This is a genomic window from Panacibacter ginsenosidivorans, assembly GCF_007971225.1.
GTDB classification, from domain to species: domain Bacteria; phylum Bacteroidota; class Bacteroidia; order Chitinophagales; family Chitinophagaceae; genus Panacibacter; species Panacibacter ginsenosidivorans.
Window position 1 is genome coordinate 1,205,691 of record NZ_CP042435.1, and the last position, 18,525, is coordinate 1,224,215.

Consider the following 18,525-nt stretch of genomic DNA (forward strand, 5'->3'; position numbering starts at 1 on the left):
GAGAATGAAAATAAAAGAAGCCATTATTCTTGCCGGCGGATTAGGTACACGTTTAAGAAGCGCTGTTCCTGATCTTCCCAAATGTATGGCTCCTGTAAATGGAAAACCATTCATTGTTTACGTTATTGATTATTTACAATCACAAGGCGTTGAAAAATTTATTCTTTCACTTGGTTACAAGCATGAAGTAATTACTGCATTTATTAAGAACCGGTATCCAACACTTGATGTTGAATATTCCATTGAAGAAGAACCATTAGGCACAGGTGGAGCAATAAGATATGCATGTCTAAAAACTTCTGAAGACAATGTAATTGCAACAAACGGAGATACACTTTTCAAAATTGATACAGCAAAATTGTATGGCTTTCATGCTATGTGTGGCGCAGATTGTACATTGAGTTTAAAACCGATGAAAAATTTTGACCGCTATGGCGTTGTTGAATTGAATAAAGATTACAGCATTGCAAGTTTTAAAGAAAAGCAACAATATGAAGAAGGGTTGATAAATGGCGGCTTATATGTCTTGAACACAAAAAAATTTTTAGCCGAATACCTTCCGTTGAAATTTTCTTTTGAAAAAGATTATCTCGAAGCCTTCTATACAAAACGAAGAATGTATGGTGTAGTGCAGGATGAATATTTTATTGATATTGGCATTCCTGAAGATTATGAAAGGGCTCAGAAGGAATTAATAATTAATAATTAATAATTGCTGAAGCACAGTCATAAGTACAAGTGTGCGACGCAACGAAAGCATAATAGCAATAATAGAGTTCGGTTAAAAATATATTTCAATAAATGATAGACTATAGTTTGATAGATAAATCGTGGACATTATTTCTTGATCGCGACGGTGTAATTAATGAAGACAAGGTGGGTAGCTATATTTTCAACAGAAATGAATTTATTTTTATGCCCGGCGCGGAAGAAGCGATAAAACTTTTTTCAGATGTTTTTGGATTGATCATGATTGTTACCAATCAACGCGGTGTGGGTAAAGGTTTAATGACTGTTGAAGACCTTGAAGACATCCATATTTATATGCGGGAAGGACTTGCAAAACTTGGCGGCAGAATTGATAAAATTTATTTTGCTCCTGACTTACATAATGGTGGTATCAATCGAAAACCCCTGCCCGGCATGGCTTTGCAGGCAAAGGAAGATTTTCCACAAATAGATTTTCATAAGAGCATTATGGTAGGAAATAAATTAAGTGACATGGAATTTGGACGTAATATAGAAGCAAAAACAATTTTCATTCCTTCTACCAATCCGGAAACGCCGTTCCCACATCCACTGATCGATGAAAGGCTGGATAGTTTGTATGAAGTTGCAAAACGGTTGCGTCATTAATTATATCCTAATGTTTTGACAGCAAACAATAATCTATCTTCAAAAGCGTAGAAAGTAAGTCGTCAGTTTTTCAACATATATGAAACAAATACTTATCCTGATATTATTCTTTTGTTCTTTTACCGTCAACGCACAGTTGACTCCTGTCAACAAAAAGTTATTGCTAACGATGGAAGATTCATTGAACCTGTATTCCAAAAAGATGGTAATGGCACAGGACCCTTCAACGCGTTTTTATGCAGACAGCGTCTTTATTAAAAAATTTGTGCAGGCGTTGAAAGTTCCGGGTTCTTTTGAATATGCTTTTGATTCTGTAAAAACTGTTTCCAAATTATATGCACCGGATAGTTTATTCCGCATATATACGTGGGAGATTCAAAAAGATGAAAGCTATTTCCGGCAATTTGGCGCAATTCAAATGCACACTACTGATGGCAGCTTGAAATTATTTCCTTTGTTTGACCAAAGTGATTATGCATCTATCCCAACAGATTCTGTGCGAACAAACAGGAACTGGATCGGCGCTATTTATTACCAGGTTGTAATGAAAGAATTCAACGGTAAAAAATATTACACGCTGATCGGCCTTGATGACAACGATTTTACCAGCACCCGCAAATGGATCGAGGTTTTATATTTTGATGCAAACGGGCAGCCTGTTTTTGGTGGCGATTTCTTTACTTATAGAAATGAGGATAATAAGCCGGAACAGCCAGTTGCACGGTTTTGTCTTGAATTTAAAAAGGATGCCAAAGCAAGATTGAATTACGACAAACAATTAGATATTATAACATTTGACCATCTCGTAAGCGAAACAGCAAATGATAACAGCAAATACAACCTTATACCAGATGGTGACTATGAAGGCTTTAAATGGAGTAATGGTAAATGGGTACATGTATCAAAAATATTTGCCGAACAAAAATTAAAAGATGGCGAAGCTCCGGTACCGGTGCCTTTCCGGGATGACGACGGCAATCCACTTAATTAAACCAAAAAAGCTAAGGCGAAATTTCCTTAGCTTTTTATTTTATCGATCAATGAAATTATCCCCATACTTGTGATACCGACGATGGTTTTTCATGGCATCGTCCCTTGCGTCGCAATCCTTTCATCTGTTGAATAAACATTATACTAATCTTATTCTGCAGTTTCTTTTTTCTTCTTGCTTGTTTTTGGTGTAAGCATCAGCAACATTCTTTTGCCTTCCAGTTTAGGCAATGCTTCCGGCTGACCAACCTCTGCCAAACGTTCAGCAAATTTCAATAGCACCAGTTCGCCTCTTTCTTTAAACATGATGGCACGACCTTTAAATTGCACGTATGCCTTTACTTTATTACCATCTTTCAAAAATTTTTCAGCATGTTTGGCTTTGAAATCAAAATCATGATCATCAGTGCCTGGCGTAAAACGAATTTCTTTCACCTCGCTTTGCTTGGCATTAGCTTTCATGTCTTTCTCTTTACGTTTCTTTTCGTAAAGAAATTTTTTATAATCGATCGCCTTGCAAACCGGCGGGTCTGCATTTGGCGAAATTTCTACAAGATCAAGTTCAAGGTCACGAGCGATTCTTCTTGCCTCTTCTGTGGGATAAACGCCTACAGTTACATTATCTCCCACCAATCGTACCTGCGGTACTCTTATTCTTTCATTGATACGATGCTCAGGCTCCGGTTGCCTGTTAAAGCGTGGGTTGAAACGGCCCCCACCTCCTCCTCTGTTAGGTAACGCCATTAATTGTTGTTTAGTTAAAAATGTTTTAGTTAAAGATATAAATGTTTCTTTTATTCAGCACTACGATTTTTTATCTCTGCTGTTATTATTCCAATGAACTCATCAACTGTTTGTGTGCCAGTATCTCCTTTGCCCTGCCTGCGTATAGACAGTTTGTTTTCGTTCACTTCTTTTTCACCCAGTACCAGCATATAAGGCACGCGGCTCAGTTCTGCCTCACGTATCTTCTTTCCTATTTTTTCACTGCGGTCATCTATCTCAACCCTGATTCCCACAGACCTCAGTCTCTTTCTTACGTCATTGGCGTAATCCATGAACTTATCACTGATCGGCAATATTTTTACCTGCAGTGGCGCTAACCATACGGGTAGCTTTCCTGCATAATGTTCCAGCAAAAAGCCGATGAACCTTTCATGTGTTCCCAATGGCGCCCGATGAATGATCAACGGTGTTTCTGATTTATTATCCTGTGTAGTGTACTCCAGTTTAAAACTGCGCCCCTGCGAAAAATCAACCTGGTTAGTTGCCAGGGTAAATTCTCTTCCTATAACACTGTATATCTGAACATCTATTTTGGGACCATAGAAAGCTGCCTCATCCTGTACTTCTACGTATGGAATGTTCGAAGAGATCAAAACATTACGAACCATTTCTTCTGTTTCTTTCCAAAGCTCTGGTTCATTCACATATTTAATCCCAAGTTTTTCCGGTGAATGCAAAGACAAACGCATTACATATTTATCTACGCCAAATATTTTGAAATATTTCAGGTACATATCATTTACTGCCCTAAACTCAGCTCCAAACTGCTCTTTGGTGCAGTAAATATGCGCATCATTCATGTGCAGGCAACGAACACGCATCAGACCAAACAACTCACCGCTTTGCTCATAACGATATACGGTACCATATTCCGCAATACGGTAAGGCAAATCGCGGTAGCTTTTTGGTTCTGCTGCAAATATTTTATGGTGATGCGGACAGTTCATCGATTTCAGATAATATTTCTCACCATCCAATTCCATGGGCGGATACATGCTGTCTGCATAATATGGAAGATGCCCGCTTGTTAAGTACATACTTTCTTTAGCTATATGCGGCGTAACTACACGCTTATAACCCGCATCTTCTTCTGTTTCTTTTGCAAGCTTTTCAAGTTCCTCAATAATGATCGTTCCATTAGGCATCCACATAATTAAACCCGGACCAACGTCATCATCCATTGTATAAATACCAAGCTCTTTACCAAGTTTACGATGATCTCTCTTCTTTGCTTCTTCCAGCATTTGCAGGTAAGCATCTAATTCTTTCTGACTTGGGAATGTTATACCATAAACACGTGTAAGCTGCTTATTTTTCTCATCGCCTTTCCAGTAAGCGCCGGCAATATTGGTTAGTTTGATCGCTTTTATAAATCCTGTGTTTGGAATATGAGGACCGCGACAGAGATCGGTAAAATTACCCTGTGTATAGAAAGTTATTTTACCATCTTCAAGATTCTGCAAAAGATCCAGTTTGTATTCATCACCTTTCTCTGTAAAATATTGAACGGCATCCGGCTTGGAAATTTCTTTCCTTAAATAAACATTGTTTTGCTTTGCCAGTTCATTCATTTTTTTCTCTAACGCTGCAAGATCTTCTTCGCTTAGTTTCCTGTCGCCAAGATCCATGTCATAATAGAATCCATTATCTAACGGCGGACCCACCCAAAACTTTACGCCTGGAAACATGGTTTCCACAGCTTCTGCCATCAGGTGTGCAGAGGAATGCCAGAAAGTAGATTTACCATCCGTATCATCCCACATCAGCAATTTTAAAGAAGCATCATTGGTGATTGGTCTTGTTGCATCCCAAACTTCGCCATTTACATTTGCGGCCAGCACTTTGCGGGCCAGTCCTTCGCTGATAGATTTTGCTACATCCAATGCAGAAACGCCGGGCTCATATTGTCTTACGGCGCCATCTGGTAAAGTAATATTGATCATGCTTGCTTTATTCCTTGAAATTATTGTAATACCGGCTTTAGTATCTTATGGCATCGTCCCTTGCGTCGCAATCACTTTATCTGTATATCATGTAGCAGCAACGGAGAAAGAAAGAAGCCATTATTTTCCGGGCTGCAAAAGTAGCAAATGATTATGAAATGCAATGTGTTTAAAATCAGGTGTTCGTTGCTGCATAAAGATCAGAACGTACAAGTGAGGTGACACAACCAAAGCTTAATAGCAAGTTACTGCCCGTCACACAAAAAACCTTTCGAAGAAATTTCGGATTCATCACGATAAACTTCGTAAACCTTAACTGTTTTTTATCAGCTGGTGTTATATTGCACGGTAGATTTGTAATATGAAATTCCGGCTTTTATTATTGACTCTCTTACTTGTTAGTGCCGCCGTCCATGCCCAGAAAATTACAGGGATATGGAGGGGTTATTTCAATTCCGGTTACGGCTACTTTAAACAACAATACAAATATGAAGTGCAGATAAATGAACTTACCAATAAAGCACTGCAGAAAGGCATACAGGGCGTTACTTATTCTTACCGCACCACCGTTTTTTATGGCAAAGCAAGCCTGCAGGGCATTTATGATTCAAAGAATAAAAGCCTTACAATAAAAGAAACCAAACTTGTAGAATTAAAGATCGCCGATAAAAGCGAACCCTGCTTAATGACCTGTTATCTTGATTACAGGAAAGAAGGGGAAACAGAAATACTGGAAGGTAGTTTTATAAGCGTGAACATGAACTCAAAAGGAGATTGCGGCAGCGGCTACGTATATCTTGAAAAAGTGGAAGAGTCTGATTTTGTAAAAGAAGATTTTTTGGTAAAGAAAAACAAACCTGCAATAAAGCCACCTGTTGCAAAAACAACACCGCCTGCTAACACAACACCGAAAGCACAACCATTAGCTGGTAACAAAAAAAATACCACTGCGCCACCAGTTGTAAAAAAATCAACTCCTGATGTAAAAAAACCTGTTGCCCCAAAAGCCGGTGACAACACGGTAAAAAGGAAAAGCACAGATACTTCGCCTGACACTATTGTAAAGATGACTCCTGTGGTACCAAAAGTTGTAAACCCAACGGATGATATACTTTCAAAGAAGACGCTACCTGTACCGGATGTTATAAAAGACAGGGATAACCCTTTGGTAAAAAAGATCACTACGGCATCGCAGGATATACAGATACAATTGTATGATAACGGTGAAATTGATGGTGATACCATTACTGTTTATGACAATAACCAGGTTATTGCTTTTAGGAGAGGGCTTACCAAAAAAGCAATCACTATCAATATAAAAGCAACGGCTGATAATCCTTATCATGAGATCGTAATGGTGGCCAATAATCTTGGCACCATACCCCCCAACACTGCATTAATGGTGATTACTACAGATGGCAGACATTATGAATTGTTTGTATCGTCTGATGAAAAGAAAAATGCCAAAGTGGTGATAGAATATAAACAACCGGGCACAGACTCCAAATAACTTAACAGTAAGGTTATTTTATTTAGCTACATTAGCCTGTAGTTTCATTCGCTTATTTTATCATCCAAAAATCTAACTTATGGGATTCTTTCAAAAACTATTAGGTGGTAATAAAGGTGGCGGCAAAATGGCTGACCTTCTTCAAACGCTTATTACAGATCTTAATCTTGATCAGAACCAGGTGGCTAAACTGAAGGAGGCATTTCAGTCATTCAAACAGCAACGCCAAAGTATAAAATCAACAGGTGGCGACAGAAGCCAGATACAGCAGGCAAGAGCACAAATGACGCAGCAAATGATGGGTTTCTTAAACGACCAGCAGAAACAAATATTTGCTGCCAATGCTGCAAAGTATGATGGCATTTTACACCAGGAATAATTTGGAAACCTTGCTGAAATAGGTTGACTAAAAATCAATTAAATTATATCCATAAAAGCTCCGTAAAGTTCTGAACGCACAAGTGAGTGACACAACAGGTGTTGAATAGGATTACTACAGCCCGTTAACATAAATTTCTCCGCCGTTTACATTCTTACGCTTACATTTGCCGCCAAATTTATACGTGATGAGTAACAGAACTTTTACCATGATAAAACCCGATGCTACAGGCAAGGGATATACGGGTGCAATTTTGGACCAGATGATACAGGCTGGTTTTTCTGTAAAGGCTATGAAATGGATAAAACTTAGCGCAGAACAGGCAGGTGCCTTTTACGAAATACACAAGGAAAGACCATTCTATGGAGAGCTGGTTGAGTTTATGAGCAGCGGGCCAATTGTGGCGGCTATTCTTGAAAAAGATAATGCAGTGGCTGATTTCAGGAAACTGATCGGTGCAACTAATCCTGCCAATGCAGAAGAAGGTACCATCAGGAAAAAATATGCCGCATCAGTTGGTGAGAATGCGGTACATGGCAGCGACAGTGATGAGAACGCAGTAATAGAAGGTAATTTCTTCTTTTCCGGGCTGGAAAGATTTTAGATAAAGGAAATCCCCCGACTTATCGGGGGATTTTTAATTCTGTATAGCTCTTACGGTGTAACCTTTTTCTTTCAGGAGATTTAGTAATCCCTTCTCGCCTCCTAAATGTCCCGCACCTACTGCAATAAGAATTTGTTTGTCTTTTGTGATATTGGGAAACTGGTCTGCCCAGTTTTTATTGCGCTGGTCTATCATTACATCCTGTACATCGGATGTAGTGCCGCCATCAGATTTTAAACTAAACTCGAGTAATTTATCTATATCCTGTTCTTTGTACAATTTTATCATTTCGTCTGCTTCCTTAGTGGAAGTTTCAATGCTGTCAATGCTGTTCAGTAATTCTTTGGCTTGTTTATCGTAAGGAATATTATCAAGCACAGATGCCTGGAATGCTACTGTTTCCAATCCCTTTATCTCTTTCTTTTTGGTATGTGCCAGCTGCATAATGCTTAGTTCCATCCCGTCTGCCTGCGCACATGGAAGCATGGTCTGGTACACCAATGCAGATACCAGCATAGGTTGCATGTGGCTAAACATTTGCAACTGCATGCCCATGCCGTGGGTATCGAAAAAAGTTTTTACACGGTTGTATTCTTCGTCTGTATATAATTGATGAAGCGTTGTATCATGCTTCATAGTTCCTGCAGTAAACCCGGTGAGCAACTGGCCAAGATCATCCATATCAACCTCAAAATATATTTCATTTGCGTTGGTAATAACCTGTTGCAAATTGGTGCTCAGTTTTGCATCATTTGAACAAAGCAAATGCATGGTACCAAAAACGTAAGATGGTTTTTGTAAATCAGGGCCCGTAATTTCCCATAAAAGGCTTTTGTTATTTTCAGCAGTTGCAAATTGGCTTTTACCCTGGCAGGAAATAAGTCCTGTAAAACTCAATAAAAGGGAAGTATATTTTAATAATTTTTTTTTCATGTTGTTCTCTTTTTAAATACCAGCTACAGTTTTTCATAGCATCTTCGTTGCGTCGCAAGCACTTCATCGTTCAGATCAATAAACTTACGGGAACAAAATAAACGAAAAAGCAGATGCTGTATTAAACATCTGCCTTTTCAAAAATCATTTAACGGATATTTTGGTATAAAAGTTAACCGTGCTTTCCAGTTAAAGCAGCAAGTGTGTCTTTGTAATTATCACTAACGGGTATTTCAAGTTCACCAATAAAAACACTGTTCTTCATTACAGCGGTAATATGCGAAACTGAAACAATATAAGATTTATGTATCCGGATGAAATCATTTTCCGGCAACTGCTCTTCTACAGATTTCATGCTCATTCTTGTAATGATGGGGCGGGTAGTGCTTTTGAGATGTATCTTGATATAATCTTTTAATCCTTCAATAAAAGTAATATCAGCAAATACAACCTTGAGGAGTTTATAATCAACATTTACAAAAAAATAGTCTGCTTTTTGTGTGTTGCCGTTATTATCGTTGCCTTTAATTTTTAATTCGTGCAGGTCTCTGGCTTTATTACATGCTTTGATAAAACGATCAAGGGAAACAGGTTTTACAAGATAATCAATCACGTCTAACGTATAACCATCCAGTGCATATTTTTCATAGGCGGTAATGAGTATGAACATTGGTTTCTCTGCCAGGCTCTGTATAAATTGTAAACCGGTAAGACCGGGCATTTGTATATCTAGAAAAATAAGATCAACTTTTTTCTCCTGTAAAACCTTCAAAGCTTCGAGTGGATTTGAACATTCAGCCACCAGTTCAAGAAATGGAACTTTACTTATATTATCTACCAGCAGCTCAAGAGCTAGTGGTTCATCATCAATGGCAATACAGCGCAGCATTAGTGCAGGTTTAATTGTAAAGAAACGGTAAACCAGTTATCCTTCCTGTTTATCAAAAGGCTATGGTTATTTCCATATAGCAAATTTAGTCTTCGCTTTACATTGGTAAGTCCAATTCCGGAAGTTTTATCTTTTACTTCATTGCTTTGCTCATTGTATTTGTTGCGTGCAGAAAAATAAAGAATATTATTTTTTACAGACATTTCAATATCAATCTGTGCACATTCAATAAGTCCGGTACCATGTTTAAAAGCATTCTCTACAAAAGGAATCAATAGCATGGGTTCGATCTCGTGCCCTCCATCAACATTCTGAATATTCACATTCACTTTTACGTTCTTCCCAAACCGTAATTGCTGCAGATCGATATAACTTTTTACATACTCCACTTCTTTTTCCAGCAGCACTTTATCATCGTCCGTTTCATATAACATGTATCGCATCAATGATGAAAGTTTTATAAGGGAAGGCTCCAGCTGATCACTTTGTTTTCTAGCAAGTGCAACCATGTTGTTCAGTACATTAAACATGAAATGTGGGCTAACCTGCGAGCGCAGAAAAGATAGTTCTGTTTTTAAATTTTCATTCTCTCTTTCACGTGAGAGTTTATCTGACTTTATTTTATCAAGCACTACCTTGTAAGCAGTACTTGCAGCGAGAATAAAGAAATAAGTAAAAATATTGTACACCAAAAAGTTCGCTACATCATACACTGAGTCTTTTACAAAGATGTTAAAACATAAATTAGAAAGTATTGAAATGATAAACAATACCAAAAATTGTGATATTATATATAACCAGTAGCTTTTTCTGTTCAGAAATTTTTTGAATAAGTAATGCGCGTTCAGGTAAAAAAATCCTACCCACAAAAATCTTGTAACAATATAAAAGTAAAGAAAACCCTCTTCCGGACCCGGCCTATGCTGATCATTAGAATTTGTTCGAATCAAAAAAGGGAGTGCAAAAATAAACAGCCAGCTAAGCATGTGCAAGACTACAATGATCCATTTTTTACTATACCATGCAACTTTCATAATGCCAAAGTAACAAGAATTGGCAAATTAAAAGGATGAGCGGTTAAATATTGCGACGAAGTAAAGATTATCAGCTACGAAACGTGTTTAAAACCAAATGCCGGTCATATTATCGACCGGCATTTGGCTTTAAATTATGCGTGTTTTATTTTTTTCCTGTTATTGCTTTCGCAGAATCAAGATGCATTCTCAAGGTTGGTAGTGTTGTAGATGCAAATGTTTTAAGATCAGGATCTTTGCATTTATCTGCCGCATCTTCAAAATTTTTTACGTCTTTCTTATGATCGTCCAACATCATATTCATATATGCTTTATCAAAATCCTTTCCTGATTTTTTTGAAAGATCTTCCATTTCTTTTTTGGCTTTATCTCCCATTTCTGCAGGCAAAGTAATATTCTTAGCAGCAGCAATGGACTTAAGCTTATCACCTACAGCTGAATGATCTTTAACCATCATAGCTCCAAAATCTCTAACCCTTGAATCAGAAGCTTTTTCCTGTGCCAACTTCCCTAATTCTACTTCCATCATACCGCCATTAGCTGCTTCAACTGCAAAATCTGCTGCATCTTTATCTACAGGCATCGTATTCATTGCCGAACTGTCTGTAGAATTCATCATAGAAGTCGTGTCTTTCATATCATTTGCATCTTTAGCGCTATCTACACTGTCCTGGTTAGAAGCGTTATTACCGCATGAACCTAAAGCTAAAAATCCTGCTGCTATAAAAGATAAACAAAGTGCTCTTTTCATAAAATGTGTTTTTTAGATTAACAATATCAGCTATAACACAAATGGCAAGCCACGATCTTAATAAAGGGATTAAACAAAATATGTGTAGAACATTGAAACATTTAGTTGCGTTAATTCTACAAATAATTAAAGTTGATTATATAATAAAATGCACAAGTGAGTGACACAACAAGCGATGCCAGAAGTGATATAGCAGGCCACCAAATAAAAAACCTCCCACAAATTTGTGAGAGGTTCTATGTTTTTGTAAAGTTCCGTTATCCCAAATATGCTTTTAGCGCATTGCTGTAACGGGCTTTTTGTAAGCGCTTTATTGCTCTTTCTTTAATCTGGCGGATACGCTCTTTGGTAAGATCGTATTTCATACCAATTTGCTCAATGGTTACGCCATTTTCACCGTCTAAACCAAAATAAGCATTCACGATCTCTGCTTCACGTGGACTAAGTGATTTCAATACACGTTTAATTTCTTCACGCAGGGAATCTTTCATTACATCATCATCAGTATCATCGCTACCTTCCAAAAGATCACCCATAGCCACATCTTCTGCTTCGTGCACAGGTGCATCCAGTGATGTGTGTCTTGTGTTGCTCTGGAAAATGTTGTTGATCTCTGTTTCGCTCATTTCAAGAATGTCTGCCAACTCTTCTGTAGAAGGTTCGCGTTCATGTTCCTGTTCAAAAGCCATGTAAGCCTTATTGGCTTTGTTGTACGTGCCAATTTTGTTTTGAGGCAGGCGGACTAATCTGCCCTGCTCTGCCAACGCCTGTAAAATGGACTGGCGAATCCACCATACTGCGTAAGAAATGAATTTAAAACCTTTTGTCTCGTCAAAGCGCTGTGCCGCCTTAATAAGGCCGAGATTTCCCTCGTTGATAAGATCGCTAAGTGATAAGCCCTGGTGCTGGTACTGCTTAGCCACAGATACCACGAAACGTAAGTTGGCCTGCACCAATTTGTCAAGCGCTCTTTGATCGCCCATCTTAATTCGCTGAGCCAATGTGGTCTCCTCTTCGGGAGTGATCATTGGAATCTTAGAAATTTCCTGCAGATACTTTTCTACGGCTTGCGAATCACGGTTGGTGATCTGTGTAGCGATTTTGAGTTGCCTCATATTGGGTAATTACTGTTTTATAAACACTTATAAGACGCCAAATGTTGGGTTAAAGTTGCTTTTGACACTTAAATTTGTAACAATATAGAAAATAGCGGGCAAAGGTACAACAGTTTAAGGTGATTTTAGTGAGAAATGTGTAAAAACTACCTGACATTGGTAATATTTTATTAACGAATACTGTTAAGATTTTATTTTGAACCGGCAACAGATCCTTTAATTAAACTTCCGTTGCGTCGCACTCTTCTACGGCTTGAACTTTAATCACCAGTGTTAATACAGTTTCGCATTTCCCAGCGAGCCTGCTGTATAGATACAGGATTGCGTAAAAAGTAACCCATTTTCTTTTTCATTTGGCAGGAATCTTTTGTAAAAATCCTCAACCACCACGCTTATCTTCGCAACCATGATTGATTTGCGGTCAGATACAGTTACACGCCCAACTTCTGCCATGCTTGAAGCCATGATGCAGGCAAAGGTTGGCGATGATGTTTTTGGAGAAGATCCATCCATAAATGAACTTGAAGAGAAATCTGCGGCAATGTTTGGCATGGAAGCCGCCATCTTTTGTCCAAGCGGTACAATGACCAACCAAATTGCCATTAAATGCCATACACAACCCGGCGATGAAGTAATCTGTGAGAAGCTCTCTCATATTTATCAATACGAAGGTGGTGGTATAGCCTTTAATGCCGGCTGTTCAGTAAAACTCTTAGATGGCAATTGTGGAAGAATAAATGCTGCAATGGTTGCCTCAGCCATTAATAACCGAACTGATGTACATAAAGCCTTCTCATCTCTCGTATCGCTGGAAAACACAGCAAACCGTGGTGGCGGGGCTTGTTATGATTTTAATGACTTTTACAAGATCAAAAAGGTTTGTGCGGACAACGATCTCAAACTTCACCTGGATGGTGCAAGAGTTTTTAACGCGATTGTTGCCAACAAAGAATTACCGGAAAACTACGGAAAGGTTTTCGACAGCATTTCTGTATGTTTAAGCAAAGGACTTGGAACCCCTGTTGGCAGTGTATTGATCGGCAAGAGAGATCTTATAGCCAAGGCAAGAAGAGTAAGAAAAATATTTGGCGGTGGCATGCGGCAGGCAGGTTATCTTGCAGCAGCAGGCATTTATGCATTAGACCATCATATTGAAAGGCTTGCAGAAGATCATGTGCATGCAAAACTTTTGGGCGAAGCAATTGCCAAAAAAGATTTTGCAGGAGAAATGCTACCCGTAGAAACGAACATTGTAATTTTTGAAGTGAAAGGAAGATTTACACCAAAAGAACTGGCAGCAAGCTTAAAAGAAAAAGGAATTTTATCAATAGCTATATCTCCAACACAGGTACGATTTGTTACACATCTTGATCTTACCAAGGCAATGATAGAAGAAGCTATTCATATAATTGAACAGTTGTAAAAAGCTTGGGTTACATAATAATAAAAACAGCATTAAGAGAAGAAATTTGTGTTTGTGGAGTAAAGATATTGAGTACAAGAGTGCGACGCAACGAAGTTTAATAGCAGCAATGCAGCCTGGTACAAAAAAAACATTTGTTTATATACGGTATCAAAATTTAATTAACCGAATCTATGTTTCCAAAAGTTAACCCCACAACTACACAGGCTTGGCTCTTATTGAAAAAGCATTACCAGGAAGAAATGCAGCGCATGAAAATGAAAAGCCTTTTCGATGCTGATGCAGAGAGGTTTACCAAATTCTCGCTTCGTTTCAATGATATTTTGTTTGACTATTCCAAGAATATCCTTACCGCCAAAACAATTCAATTGCTGCAGTTACTTGCCGAAGAATGCAATGTAAAAGAAGCAGTTGAAGCCATGTTTAATGGAGAAAAAATCAATGAAACCGAAGGCCGTTCTGTGCTGCATACTGCGCTGCGCAATATGGGCGACAAACCTGTGTTGAGCGATGGCGAAGATGTAATGCCTGCCGTGCGAAAAGTGTTGGCGCATATGAAAGCATTCTGCGCATCTATTCACAGCGGCGAATGGAAAGGTTATACCGGCAAGCCAATTAAATACATTTTAAATATCGGTATTGGTGGCAGCGATCTTGGTCCATTCATGGTTACAGAAGCATTGAAACCTTATTGGGTGCAAGGCATTCAAACTTATTTTGTAAGCAATGTTGATGGAACGCATATAGCCGAAACCTTAAAGAAAATTACACCAGATGAAACATTGTTCCTGATTGCTTCCAAAACATTTACCACGCAGGAAACAATGACCAATGCGCACACCGCACGTGCATGGTTTTTGGAACATGCAAAAGATGAAGCGCATATAGCAGGTCATTTTGCAGCTCTTAGCACCAATGAAAAAGAAGTAACAAAATTTGGCATCAACCCACAAAACATGTTTGAATTTTGGGATTGGGTTGGTGGCCGTTATTCTTTGTGGAGCGCTATTGGTTTGTCAATTGCACTAACAATTGGCTACGATAATTTCGAGGCATTGCTTAACGGAGCTTATAAGGTTGATGAACATTTTCGCACAGAAAAACATGATAAAAATATTCCGGTACTTATGGCCTTGATAGGGCTTTGGTACACAAGCTTTTTCAAAGCACAAACAGAAGCCATTCTTCCTTACGATCAATATATGCATCGGTTTGCAGCCTATTTTCAGCAGGGTAATATGGAAAGCAATGGTAAAAATGTTGACCGCAATGGCAATGATGTTCGTTACCAAACCGGCCCAGTAATATGGGGTGAACCCGGCACCAACGGTCAGCATGCGTTTTATCAACTTATACACCAGGGCACAGTTATGATTCCCTGCGATTTTATTGCACCGGCTATTAGTCACAATGCGATTGGAGATCATCATGTAAAACTGCTTAGCAATTTCTTTGCACAAACAGAAGCGCTAATGACCGGTAAGAGCGAAGAAGAAGTAAGAGAAGAATTGGTGAAAGCAGGTAAGACCAAAGAAGAAATAAAAAAATTATTTCCCTTTAAAGTTTTTGAAGGCAACCGGCCAACCAATTCATTTCTTATAAAACAAATTACACCCGAATCTTTAGGTAGCCTTATCGCTTTATATGAACATAAAATATTTGTACAAGGTGTTATCTGGAATATTTTCAGCTTTGATCAATGGGGTGTTGAACTGGGTAAGCAACTGGCCAACAAAATTTTACCTGAGCTTGAAAATGAAGCCATCATTAGTTCGCATGATTCATCAACCAATGGTTTGATCAATGCGTTTAAAGCTTTGAGCAAAGGATAATATTATGAACTAAGCTTTAGAATATACATTAAGCTTTAGTTGTGTCACTCACTTGTGCTATAATAATTCTATTCAGCACGATAAGTTTGCAGAACCAAAAACTTATCGTGCTTTTTTATTAAATAAATATATTTTCATAACTGTTATTTAGCCAATATGGTAGCAGCACTCTTAATAATAGCGGTTCTTTTTATTATCGTATATGCATTTATGCAACAAAAAATATTTGGTAAAGAGCCTGATGCAAAAACAATAACAAGATTAAGCAATTCATCAAATTACAGGAACGGCGTTTTTCAAAACCTCTCTCCTACTGAGGTTACAAGAAAAGGCGCTTCTTACTCTAAAATGATGATAGCTTTCCTGAACAAACCAAAAGATACAAAACCACAACAATTAATACCCGCTGTTAAAACCAACCTGCATAGTTTAAGTGATGACGAACCTGCAATTGTATGGTTTGGGCATTCTTCTTATTTAATAAAATATAAAGGAGTCAATGTTTTGGTTGATCCTGTTTTTAGCGGTCATGCATCTCCATTCTCGTTTTCTGTAAAAGCCTTTAACGGAGCGGATATTTATAAACCGGAAGACATGCCTTTTATAGATATGCTCATCATAACACATGATCACTTTGATCATCTTGATTATAAAACAGTGTTGGCATTAAACCCTAAAGTAAAACATATCTATACTTCATTAGGTGTTGCAGCTCATTTAAAACATTGGGAAATTGATGAAAATAAAATAACGGAATTTGACTGGTGGGATACGAAGAAAGTCAGTGATAATATTCTATTAACTGCAGCACCATCGCGCCATTTTTCGGGCAGAAAATTTGGCAGAGGGAAAACATTGTGGTCTTCATTTATACTGGAATTGAATAGCTATAGAATTTACATCGGCGGAGATTCAGGCTACGACAGCCATTTCAAAAACATTGGAGAAAAATATGGGCCGTTTGATCTCGCAATTCTTGAATGTGGTCAATATGGAAAAGACTGGCCATATATTCATATGATGCCTGAAGAGGTTGCTGTTGCTGCAAAAGATTTAAAAGCAAAGTTGTTATTGCCTGTGCACTGGGCAAAATTTTCTTTATCGCTGCATGCCTGGAACGAGCCGATAGAAAGAGTTATGAAAGCTGCTGCTGAAAATAATCAACCTGTTACCACACCTATGATTGGCGAACCGGTTGTGTTAAATAAATCTGCACCTGAAAACAAATGGTGGCAGGGCCGGGTGTAATAAAAACCGTAACCTGTATTTATTGACGACTATTGATGAGCATGTACAAGAGTGCGACGCAAGAAAAGACGCCATAAAATACCATAGCCAGGTTCATAAAAATTACTACTTTCCTACAATGATTAGCTTTTATAAACGTTACTGAATACAAACCAGAACAACTGTCTATGCCGGGAATAATGCCTCGTGTTAGCTGTATTTTTGTTTGTTTAATTATTTCGGCAAGCTGCTATAGTCAGAATACTGCATGGCTGCAGGGTGTATGGAAAGGAAAATCTTATTTACCGGGAAGCGATGCAGCACAATATTTCTCACTTACCTTAAGAATTAATACTATTAAAGGAAAAAAATTTGAAGGCACTCTTAGCACTATGGAACCTTATGATACAGCTATCCGTTACGACACCAAAATAAACGGAGAGCTGTTTGAAGATTACCTGACCATAAAATCAACCAAAGTATTTTATGTAAGAAATTCACCGGGCAGCCAATGGCTGCTTAGCTGTATTAACTGCAAGCCACCAAAAATGATATTCTCATTGCAAAATGACAAGTTTTCTTTTAAAGGGTCAACAGAAGAATGCTATGAGCAATGCAAGGGCACCAGCGAATTCGTAAAAGACATAAAAGAAATGAGTGCGGCTATACAGGATTCTTTGTATGCTTTAATGCATATGGAAAAACCAAAGGATATTGCTGCAGCATCAACAAAAAAGGATACGGTTGCGAAAGCACAGGACGAGGCTCTTGCATCAGCAGTCAAAATAAAAGATACAGCCGTTGCAGTACAAAAAGAAAATCCTCCTATGCCGAGAACCATATTGGCACCTCCGGGCGATATTGCCCAGGTAAAAGATGATAAACCACTGCTTGCCTCGCAGAATCTTTTGGCCTCTTTGAGGCGGACGAAGCCCTCATTAATAATAAGAAAAAGCGAAGCATTAGAGGTTCAGCAAAAAATCCTTCCTGTTACCGATACATTGGCTTTGGTTGCGAAACAAAACACAACTGCAGCAACGCTAAAAAATACTCCACTTTTAAAAGATAGCGTTGCACTTTTACCTGTTGGTTATACAGAGAGAAAAGTAAATGTTATAAGAACAATTCCCGTAGATAAAGATTCCATTACCATACGCGTTTACGACAATGGTGTAGTGGATGGAGATATTGTTTCTGTAGTGTACAACGATAAAATTGTGATTGATAAATTATCACTTACTTCAAAAGCCGTTACACTAAAAATTCCGGTAAACACAGATGGTACCAACACACTTGTTTTTTACGCGCATAATCTTGGCGAGTTTCCACCCAACACTGCAAAGCTTGAAATAATTTATGGCGCCAAAGAAGAGGATCTAACTATTTCTTCAGATTATACCGTAAGTAGCTCTGTAAATATTGTGTACCGTAAATAGTTGAACATTTTTTGTTGCCTGGCTGTAACCTATATAGCATCATTCGTTGCGTCGCACTCTTTTACTGTTGAAACATTTTGCAGCTAATATTTATACAGGTTCAACATTAGAAAATATTCTCTCTTGCATCCTGATTTACAATTGTAAACATGCATCTTAATATACAATTAAAGTTTTTTTTATTACTATTTATCATAATATAAATATTATAATATCGTTTACTATCCGCAAATATATTTTTATGTTTTTCTAAATTAGCTGAACCATTATTTTAATAATCCATCAAAATTCTCTGGTTAATTTTTTATATAAACTGC

17 protein-coding genes are annotated in these 18,525 nt (G+C 38.0%); 10 read left to right on the plus strand and 7 right to left on the minus strand.

All coding sequences use genetic code 11. The features are described 5' to 3' along the window. The first annotated feature begins 4 nt into the window (after positions 1-4). From FRZ67_RS05020 to FRZ67_RS05030, 3 genes are all read left to right on the plus strand, one after another. On the plus strand, positions 5-709 hold the full coding sequence (locus tag FRZ67_RS05020; RefSeq protein ID WP_147188491.1) for a nucleotidyltransferase family protein: 705 nt from the start codon (positions 5-7) through the stop codon (positions 707-709). Positions 710-801: 92 nt separating this feature from the next. Further along, the gene (locus tag FRZ67_RS05025) at positions 802-1,356 is read left to right on the plus strand and encodes a D-glycero-alpha-D-manno-heptose-1,7-bisphosphate 7-phosphatase (protein ID WP_147188492.1); all 555 of its coding nucleotides are present in this window, start codon (positions 802-804) and stop codon (positions 1,354-1,356) included. A gap of 79 nt (positions 1,357-1,435) precedes the next feature. Next, positions 1,436-2,347 (plus strand): hypothetical protein, encoded by a 912-nt coding sequence (locus FRZ67_RS05030; protein ID WP_147188493.1) that lies wholly within the window; start codon positions 1,436-1,438, stop codon positions 2,345-2,347. A gap of 149 nt (positions 2,348-2,496) precedes the next feature. Here FRZ67_RS05030 and infC read toward each other — a convergent pair whose 3' ends face one another. Both infC and thrS read right to left on the minus strand, forming a co-directional pair. Then, positions 2,497-3,090: a translation initiation factor IF-3 gene (gene infC / locus FRZ67_RS05035; RefSeq protein WP_147188494.1), complete on the minus strand. Its 594-nt coding sequence runs from the start codon at positions 3,088-3,090 to the stop codon at positions 2,497-2,499. 50 nt (positions 3,091-3,140) lie between these two features. Continuing rightward, positions 3,141-5,075, minus strand: a complete 1,935-nt coding sequence (gene thrS / locus FRZ67_RS05040) for a threonine--tRNA ligase (protein WP_147188495.1) — start codon at positions 5,073-5,075, stop codon at positions 3,141-3,143. Between the two features lie 361 nt (positions 5,076-5,436). Here thrS and FRZ67_RS05045 point away from each other — a divergent pair, with 361 nt between their 5' ends. The 3 genes from FRZ67_RS05045 to FRZ67_RS05055 all read left to right on the plus strand — a co-directional run bounded on the left by FRZ67_RS05045 (position 5,437) and on the right by FRZ67_RS05055 (position 7,568). Continuing rightward, positions 5,437-6,585, plus strand: a complete 1,149-nt coding sequence (locus FRZ67_RS05045; RefSeq protein WP_147188496.1) for a hypothetical protein — start codon at positions 5,437-5,439, stop codon at positions 6,583-6,585. A 79-nt stretch (positions 6,586-6,664) separates the two neighbouring features. Next, positions 6,665-6,964, plus strand: coding sequence for a hypothetical protein (locus FRZ67_RS05050; protein WP_147188497.1), 300 nt, complete (start codon positions 6,665-6,667; stop codon positions 6,962-6,964). A gap of 187 nt (positions 6,965-7,151) precedes the next feature. After that, positions 7,152-7,568, plus strand: coding sequence for a nucleoside-diphosphate kinase (locus FRZ67_RS05055; protein WP_192903900.1), 417 nt, complete (start codon positions 7,152-7,154; stop codon positions 7,566-7,568). Positions 7,569-7,601: 33 nt separating this feature from the next. On the opposite strand, the gene FRZ67_RS05060 is transcribed toward FRZ67_RS05055, so the two are convergent. The 5 genes from FRZ67_RS05060 to FRZ67_RS05080 all read right to left on the minus strand — a co-directional run bounded on the left by FRZ67_RS05060 (position 7,602) and on the right by FRZ67_RS05080 (position 12,290). Beyond that, positions 7,602-8,501, minus strand: a complete 900-nt coding sequence (locus FRZ67_RS05060; RefSeq protein WP_147188499.1) for a TraB/GumN family protein — start codon at positions 8,499-8,501, stop codon at positions 7,602-7,604. Between the two features lie 172 nt (positions 8,502-8,673). Continuing rightward, the gene (locus tag FRZ67_RS05065) at positions 8,674-9,390 is read right to left on the minus strand and encodes a LytR/AlgR family response regulator transcription factor (RefSeq protein ID WP_147188500.1); all 717 of its coding nucleotides are present in this window, start codon (positions 9,388-9,390) and stop codon (positions 8,674-8,676) included. Next, on the minus strand, positions 9,390-10,424 hold the full coding sequence (locus FRZ67_RS05070; protein ID WP_147188501.1) for a sensor histidine kinase: 1,035 nt from the start codon (positions 10,422-10,424) through the stop codon (positions 9,390-9,392). Before FRZ67_RS05070 ends, FRZ67_RS05065 begins: the two co-directional genes overlap by 1 nt. A gap of 145 nt (positions 10,425-10,569) precedes the next feature. After that, positions 10,570-11,175, minus strand: coding sequence for a DUF4142 domain-containing protein (locus tag FRZ67_RS05075; protein WP_147188502.1), 606 nt, complete (start codon positions 11,173-11,175; stop codon positions 10,570-10,572). A gap of 257 nt (positions 11,176-11,432) precedes the next feature. Then, positions 11,433-12,290, minus strand: coding sequence for a sigma-70 family RNA polymerase sigma factor (locus tag FRZ67_RS05080; RefSeq protein ID WP_147188503.1), 858 nt, complete (start codon positions 12,288-12,290; stop codon positions 11,433-11,435). A 406-nt stretch (positions 12,291-12,696) separates the two neighbouring features. On the opposite strand from FRZ67_RS05080, the gene FRZ67_RS05085 reads away from it, so the two are divergent. From FRZ67_RS05085 to FRZ67_RS05100, 4 genes are all read left to right on the plus strand, one after another. Further along, entirely contained in the window at positions 12,697-13,713 is a 1,017-nt protein-coding gene (locus FRZ67_RS05085) for a threonine aldolase family protein (protein WP_147188504.1), read from the plus strand. Positions 13,714-13,886: 173 nt separating this feature from the next. Then, complete coding sequence (gene pgi / locus FRZ67_RS05090; RefSeq protein WP_147188505.1) at positions 13,887-15,545, plus strand: glucose-6-phosphate isomerase; 1,659 nt, start codon at positions 13,887-13,889, stop codon at positions 15,543-15,545. 156 nt (positions 15,546-15,701) lie between these two features. Next, entirely contained in the window at positions 15,702-16,793 is a 1,092-nt protein-coding gene (locus FRZ67_RS05095; RefSeq protein ID WP_147188506.1) for an MBL fold metallo-hydrolase, read from the plus strand. Between the two features lie 167 nt (positions 16,794-16,960). Continuing rightward, positions 16,961-18,208 carry a hypothetical protein gene (locus tag FRZ67_RS05100; RefSeq protein ID WP_147188507.1) on the plus strand — a complete coding sequence of 416 codons (1,248 nt, stop codon included), beginning with the start codon at positions 16,961-16,963 and terminating at the stop codon, positions 18,206-18,208. Positions 18,209-18,525: the final 317 nt, after the last annotated feature.